We start from the raw sequence: 7494 nt of genomic DNA on the forward strand, positions 1-7494 counted from the left end.
ACAACCAATTGGCCCGCATATAACCGAGCACTCATGAGTCGCGGAAATATTGCCATTTGGTTTGATCCTGCTACGCAATGGTATGCTCCATCAAAAGGCAAACAAGGGCGAAATCAAACCTACTCCGACGCAGCCATCCAATGCTGCTTAATGATTAAATCCTTATTCCGTCTATCTTTACGTATGGTCACTGGCTTTGTGCAAAGTCTGATTAAACTTTGCGGATTAAATTGGACCGCACCAGATTACAGTACGCTTTGTAGAAGACAAAAGCATATTGATATTGCAATCAGCTACCAAAAAAGTAGCGATGGGCTGCATCTACTCGTAGACTCTACAGGCATGAAGTTTCTAGGTGAGGGCGAATGGAAACGCAAGAAACATGGAGCTGAATATCGTCGCCAATGGCGTAAACTACATATTGGTATAGATGCCAAAACCCTACAAATACGCGCTATTCAGCTCACAACCAATAATGTCAGTGATTCACAGGTGCTTGGTGATTTACTTAATCAGATTCCACAAGATGAGCAGATTGACTCTGTTTATACCGATGGAGCTTATGACACCAAGCAATGCCGTCAGGTCATTGCAGATCGGCAAGCACATGCGGTGATTCCACCTAGAAAAAATGCGAAACCATGGAAAGATACAAAGAGTAGCTCGCTAGAGCGAAATGAATTACTTCGAACAGTTAAACGTTTAGGCAGGACATTATGGAAAAAATGGTCAGGCTATCATCGGCGCAGTTTGGTGGAAACCAAGATGCATTGCATCAAATTATTAGGCGATAAATTAATGGCAAGAAGCTTTCCTAGTCAGGTGAATGAAATTCATGCACGTGTAGCAGTCCTCAACAGATTTACGGAATTAGGTCGACCACTTACCCAAGTTACGCCTTAAATTTGGCTCAATTAGGGGCGCTTTGCATTTCAAATCTTTGTGCAACAAAGCCGTTTTATATTAAAAGATCAGCAGCTATTAATTTTTCCCTATCATTAGAATACAATTCATCTATTTGCCTTTTTAATAGAGAAATTTGACTCATAAATTTATCTGTCTCTTTACTCTTTAATTGGATGCTTTCAATACTATCTCTTAACATATCTAATTTTTTATTATAAACATCTGAAATAATAGTTTCCGCATAATCTGATAAATTCTGATTAAAGCTATCTAGAATCATTTGTATTAACTGATATCTTGCAATTTCAATCTCTTTCGCTTGCTGATTATTCTTGGATTGCTCTGTATGGGCATCATAAAGTTCATAACCTGCTATAAGAACTTGTACAGCAATCGCACCTTTACCAGCCCATTTACCTAGTGTCTTTTCCCAACGACCTTTTAGTCCTGGAATTTTTAATTTCCTTCCCTGTAATAAAATCTGTTTCAAATTCTCTTCCTTAGAAAGCAATTCCATACCATTTTTCAGTAAACCTTTAATCAATTGATTATCTTGACCATTACTATTTGGAAATCCGTCTAGCTTTTTTTGCCATTTCTTTAAAGCATTAAGGTTGTTATGTTCTAATTCATTTTTAAGCATATCAACCATTTTATCCTGTAAAGACAAAAAAATTTGATTGATTTCTGCTTCTGCAATCTCTTGTGTTTGTGAATGATCAAGTACTGCTATTACTTTAGGCTTGGAGGATTGAACTAACGAATCAATTTTATGCTTGGTATCTAAACTTAGACTTATTTTCTCTTGTTCAATATATCTTTTTTCATCAAGCAGAGCATTATATTCGGATGCCCCATCTTGCTCATCTGATATATGCTGCTCTAGCGCACTAAAAATATGCTCAGATAAATATAATTCTAAAGATTTTAAATATTCTTGATGACTAGTATTAAAGTCCAACCAATATTGAAAAGCCTCTTTAAATTCATTGAACCCAGAATTGTTTAATATCGTAGTTTTACCTTCAATAATACCTTTACATGCAGAACGTAAACGAATTGGAAATATATTAATTGATGCAATAGCTTCATTACTAATTCGATAACCTGAACCTATATTTACCAAATTTTCTTGAATTCGTGTCACGACTTGATCTCGTTTTTCATTATCATCTTTTTTAAATTGATGATTAAAAATAATAAAAATATTTTTTCCTACACTTAACATTTCGAACATACGTTCATATAAGTTTATTGCATCAACATCAGTTTCCCTAATTATAAAAACTACAGCGTGAATATTTTTAAGATATTCTTCAGTGACTTGCTGATGCTCTATAGGTGCATTAATTCCTGGGGTATCACAGAAGATTATGCCATTCCAAGCATATTCATGAACTTCATCTGTCGTGGGAACATCATCAACTTGAGCAACCTCTTTAGCCAATACTGTATTAATAAAAGTGCTTTTGCCAGCATTATATGCACCGAACAACATTACTTTTAAACTGGTTGCATTTTTCAGTTTATTAAATTGTTCAACCTTTGCCTCAAAATCTTTTTTTTGTTCTAGAGTTAGAATATCTGATGTTGAAATGAAAGACTCTATTTTTTCAACAACTAACGATAGTTGATCTGTGTTAAGCGACATTTTTTATTCCTACCGAAGTCTTTTCAATATTTTTTTTAAAAGTATCAAGTACATCTAAAATTTGATTCATATTTTCAGAATACAAGTTCAGTTCCTCACGTATATCATTAAAACTTTGTTTGATCATAGAAGGAACTTGGGATTTTAAATATTGATTCAAGCTTTGATCTAAAGCGACACTGTTAACCCCAACAACTTCTTTGATGGTTTCTATCTCAACGAATATCTGCTCACCTAGCGCATCTGCACCGACTCCACCAACAATTGCACCGAACAGACCACCAACTACTGTACCTACTGGGCCAGCACCAACGGTGCCAGCAAGTGCGCCCGTAGCTAATCCACTCACTATCCCCCCCGCAATACCTGTTGCTTTGCTTAAAACCTTACCTTTAACTTGTTCAATTTCAAGTGTTTCATCTTCAAAATCTTTAAATGTTTCAGATAAAAGTTCATGAGAGACCTGTTTTATATTTGCCATCAACTGGCCCAATGATTCAGACAAAACTTTATTTACCAATCGATTTAATTGATTATTGAGCTCTTTTACTAACTGTTGTTTATCTTTACTTTTTGAATGCTTCTGAATCAATTTATCCACGACCAATTGCATTTCACTTTGTACAGTTAAAATAGTATGTCTTTCCTGCTGGTCAAGTTTATCCGTTGTCTGCATTAAAGAGATCATGACTTGATTCAAACGTTCAATAAATATCTCATCTATACTACGTACAATTTTACCCTTCAGAAAGTTTTGAGCTTGCTGCTGATTTTTAATCAGCTTATAAGCACTTGCCTCATGAATAAGTTTAGTCATTTCATTAAGTAATTGCTTGAGACCAGCTTCTTCAAAATCTTGTTCTAACTGCTTACTCTCCTGGTATGCAAATAAAGAAATAGACAATGGAGTTCTTAGCAGTGAACGAATTGTTTCTTGATTTTTCTCGATATAACATTTTAAACGGTTATACACATCTTTTTCTTGTTTAGCCCTATTAGCAGCCGATTTGTTAACAAAATATTCATCGCCCGAATCTTCATCTTCTTCCAAGTAATCACTTCCAGTGATCAAAGGCAATAAAGGTTTTTCTTTAGAAAGTTCCGCTTGTAAATCTCTGAGTTCATCTATTTGACCTGGTGATCCTGAAGGCGTTAACCATAATACGGCATCAGTGCAATCTATAAAATCTTGAGTTACTTGACCATTTTCAGGTGTCACCGAATGCAGCCCTGGAGAGTCCAACAGCAGAAAATTCTCCCCTAGTGTGACGCCTTGGATACTGGCCGTCGTTTCTATACACCCTTCTTTAAATTTATCTTTAATTGGCTCAATTTGACCATTTCGAACAGTAAATCTCTCAATTTGGTCCGAATTAAAGATTGAAGCAATAAAATTACAGAATGAACTTTTTCCTGCATTGACCTTTCCATAAACCAAAAAGATAATTCTATTCTGGTACTTTTTTGCAAGATACTGTGCTTCGATGACTTTGTTCAGCTCAATATCCCATTTTTGGAAAATACTTTTAAATTCACTTTGCAATGCCTGAAATTCTTTAGCCAAAGGACTCTTAACTTGAAAGTTATAGGATTTATCTAATCTTTCAAATAAATCACGCTGCAAGTGTTGCTTGTGTTTTTGGATGATCTCATCAGCTTGCTGCACATATTGAGCATGATCATGACTAAACTTTTCAAGCTCTTTAAAAAATAGTTCCTTAGCCATTATTCTGCTCTTTTAAACTTTTAAGATGTGCTTCAATTTGTTTAGTTTCAAAATCTAAATCACGAATCGTTTTCGCTAATTGTTTTGCAACATCTGTTTTAGCCCAATGTTCTTCCACTCGTGTTCTGACTAAACGTATATTTTCTTTGGAAACCAATAAACCCTGTATGCTTGATTTAGCATGAGTATCAAATACATACTGAACTGCTAGACGACTAAATTCAGTATTGAATAATTCATTTCGTTTGTTCAACTGCTGCTTCTTGAGCTCCTGTTGCTGTGTATAAGCTGCCTTTTGTCTCTTTTTTTCATTGTCTTCTTCAATTCTTTTTTTTGCTTGCTCATCTGCAGCATTCTTACTACTTGAAGAACTATCATTACTTAAAGCAACAGCCGCTGCTGCAGCTGCTACTACCCCCAAACCAATTAATAACGGTAATGGCATACTCTATTCCCCAAATTAAAAATTTTGCTGAATTTTATTCATCATTTGTTTGACATCATTTTGAAAATTCGTATGCATCTTACGAAGTTCCTGCTGTTTTTCAGCCCTCTTCTGTTCAATATACTTTTTTTGATTTTCCAAATAATGGATGATTTCCTTTATTAAATTATCAAATTCATCACGTTGTAATGTTGAGTGCTCATAATTTTCGTGTAACATCTGCTGAAGCTGCCCCATATTACTTCTGTCTTGTTGCACTGAATTATTATTCGATAATCCTTTAAAATAACGTGTGGTAGAGATACAGATATTTCGAATTTTTACGTCCTGCACTTGTTGCTCAATACGTGCATAAACTATTTCAAACTGTTCAGCTCGAAGTTGATCTTGTTGTGTTAAAACCAGAATAATCTGTGATGCTGATTTCAAAGTCAGCAGCTCGTTCAAATAATCTATTTCTGCTTGATCTAATTCTCCAATTCTTAAACTATGGACAAAAAGAATCAGATTTGCCTCTCTGGTGATTGCATCTACTGCATGACTATCATCTTCGCCTTCTATATCTGCATTTAGACCAGGTGTATCGATCCATTGGATACCTGCAGATTCATCAATAAAAACATCATTTTTAATGGTGGTTCGGCAGTCTGCAACCTTAAAATGATTCTCAATACCAATCAGTGCATTTAAGAGTGAACTTTTTCCATGATTATATTTGCCATACACTGCGATATTAAATAAGTCATTTTCTTTTGCTGACAAATATTCTAATCGTGCAATCTTTTTATCTATCTCAGGAAATTTCTGTTTTAAGGCAGTAAAATTGATCTTATTCATGTTTTAACTTCACCCTATATGACTCTGAATAATGATGTTGTTGCTGTAGTTGATTACAAACTTCTGCATTTTTTTCATAAAAATCAATTTTCTTAAAATCTTTCTGAAAATAGGTTTGATACATTTCATCTATACGACATACCAATGGCCTACTATGATAAATACTACAACCTTGGCTTTGGACATAATATATACACTTACCATCGCCATGATGAAAATCATGCAAGACTGGAATCTTATCAAGAGCTAAACAACATAGCCCACATTGAGTACAGGGAAATTGCTTCATGAACGATCCCACTTTTATTAATAAGTCATTTTAAAACTGATTACTTATCTAGGTAAATATATCTTATTTAAATATAAAAATTAATTTTGTTGTGAACACACCTGCCAGATAACATATACAACATAGATGAAATTTGAAAAAAATTATATTAGAACGCAACTTATGCAGTTAGGCTGTACAGATGAAGAATCTCCAATTACATTTACTGACCGATATAAATATACAGAATCTAAAGATTACATAACACTAACTACCATCAGAATTTATAAGAGAGATATGGGCAAACAAAAAACTATATGTGATCATATAAATCTAAAAAAATCATCTATACCTCACTACATCAATTTCAATTAAAGTGTACATAACAGAAAAGTATATTTTGTAGGACAAGTTATTTTATATGAACATTATGGTTACCTTCGTGCAGGCATTCAGTTAGTCGATAATCCCAATGAAATTATTATGTGGTTTGCCAACTCTCAATTAAAATTTAACAAGTCAAAATATCAATAGTAGTTGCTAATTTTCTACTTGATTTTTTCTTCCCTATACTAACAACCTCCAATTTTTTAAATTATAAAGAAAAAATTAGATCATCATCGCCTCTCTCCTGCAACAGCTTTGTTACACAAACCTATCATTAACGGCTTATTCAGCAATATAATTTCAAAATGAACAAGCCTACACCGGCTTTGTTGCACAAAGATTTGAAATGCAAAGCGCCCCTAATTGAGCCAAATTTAAGGCGTAACTTGGGTAAGTGGTCGACCTAATTCCGTAAATCTGTTGAGGACTGCTACACGTGCATGAATTTCATTCACCTGACTAGGAAAGCTTCTTGCCATTAATTTATCGCCTAATAATTTGATGCAATGCATCTTGGTTTCCACCAAACTGCGGCGATGATAGCCTGACCATTTTTTCCATAGTGTCCTGCCTAAACGTTTAATTGTTCGAAGTAATTCATTTCGCTCTAGCGAGCTACTCTTTGTATCTTTCCATGGTTTCGCATTTTTTCTAGGTGGAATCACCGCATGCCCTTGCCGATCTGCAATGACCTGACGGCATTGCTTGGTGTCATAAGCTCCATCGGTATAAACAGAGTCAATCCGCTCATCTTGTGGAATCTGATTAAGTAAATCACCAAGCACCTGTGAATCACTGACATTATTGGTTGTAAGCTGAACTGCTCGTATTTGTAGGGTTTTAGCATCTATACCAATATGAAGTTTACGCCATTGGCGACGATATTCAGGTCCATGTTTCTTGCGTTTCCATTCGCCCTCACCTAGAAACTTCATGCCTGTAGAGTCCATGAGTAGATGCAGCCCATCGCTACTTTTTTGGTAGCTGATTACAATATCAATATGCTTTTGTCTTCTACAAAGCGTGGTGTAATCTGGAGCTATCCAATTTAATCCGCAAAGTTTAATCAGACTTTGCACAAAGCCAGTGACCATACGTAAAGACAGACGGAATAAGGATTTAATCATTAAGCAGCATTGGATGACTGCGTCGGAGTAGGTTTGATTTCGCCCTTGTTTACCGATGGACGGAGCATACCATTGCGTAGCAGGATCAAACCAAATGGCAATATTTCCGCGACTCATGAGTGCTCGGTTATATGCGGGCCAATTGGT

Annotated in this window: 7 protein-coding genes; 1 reads left to right on the top strand and 6 read right to left on the bottom strand. The window is 35.2% G+C overall.

Annotated features, from left to right (window positions below; all coding sequences use genetic code 11):
- On the top strand, positions 1-903 hold a 903-nt coding region (locus tag ACNPNW_RS05145; protein WP_448766637.1), incomplete at its 5' end, for an IS5-like element IS17 family transposase.
- Between the two features lie 55 nt (positions 904-958).
- Here the strand turns inward: ACNPNW_RS05145 and ACNPNW_RS05150 are convergent.
- The 6 genes from ACNPNW_RS05150 to ACNPNW_RS05175 all read right to left on the bottom strand — a co-directional run.
- Positions 959-2557 (bottom strand): GTPase, encoded by a 1599-nt coding sequence (locus ACNPNW_RS05150; protein ID WP_448766638.1) that lies wholly within the window; start codon positions 2555-2557, stop codon positions 959-961.
- Positions 2547-4283, bottom strand: a complete 1737-nt coding sequence (locus ACNPNW_RS05155) for a GTPase (RefSeq protein WP_448766639.1) — start codon at positions 4281-4283, stop codon at positions 2547-2549. Before ACNPNW_RS05155 ends, ACNPNW_RS05150 begins: the two co-directional genes overlap by 11 nt.
- Positions 4276-4728: a hypothetical protein gene (locus ACNPNW_RS05160; protein ID WP_313035941.1), complete on the bottom strand. Its 453-nt coding sequence runs from the start codon at positions 4726-4728 to the stop codon at positions 4276-4278. Before ACNPNW_RS05160 ends, ACNPNW_RS05155 begins: the two co-directional genes overlap by 8 nt.
- A 15-nt stretch (positions 4729-4743) precedes the next feature.
- The gene (locus ACNPNW_RS05165; RefSeq protein ID WP_313035939.1) at positions 4744-5565 is read right to left on the bottom strand and encodes a GTPase; all 822 of its coding nucleotides are present in this window, start codon (positions 5563-5565) and stop codon (positions 4744-4746) included.
- Positions 5558-5854 carry a YkgJ family cysteine cluster protein gene (locus ACNPNW_RS05170; RefSeq protein WP_159127997.1) on the bottom strand — a complete coding sequence of 99 codons (297 nt, stop codon included), beginning with the start codon at positions 5852-5854 and terminating at the stop codon, positions 5558-5560. Before ACNPNW_RS05170 ends, ACNPNW_RS05165 begins: the two co-directional genes overlap by 8 nt.
- 740 nt (positions 5855-6594) lie before the next feature.
- The coding region (locus ACNPNW_RS05175) for an IS5 family transposase (RefSeq protein WP_448766640.1) at positions 6595-7494 on the bottom strand (900 nt) is incomplete at its 5' end.

The sequence above is a fragment of the Acinetobacter endophylla genome (assembly GCF_053543775.1).

Coding starts and splice junctions, on each gene's coding strand:
- ACNPNW_RS05150 (WP_448766638.1), bottom strand. CDS start 2,557: ATGTCGCTTAACACAGATCAACTATCGTTAGTTGTTGAAAAAATAGAG.
- ACNPNW_RS05155 (WP_448766639.1), bottom strand. CDS start 4,283: ATGGCTAAGGAACTATTTTTTAAAGAGCTTGAAAAGTTTAGTCATGAT.
- ACNPNW_RS05160 (WP_313035941.1), bottom strand. CDS start 4,728: ATGCCATTACCGTTATTAATTGGTTTGGGGGTAGTAGCAGCTGCAGCA.
- ACNPNW_RS05165 (WP_313035939.1), bottom strand. CDS start 5,565: ATGAATAAGATCAATTTTACTGCCTTAAAACAGAAATTTCCTGAGATA.
- ACNPNW_RS05170 (WP_159127997.1), bottom strand. CDS start 5,854: ATGAAGCAATTTCCCTGTACTCAATGTGGGCTATGTTGTTTAGCTCTT.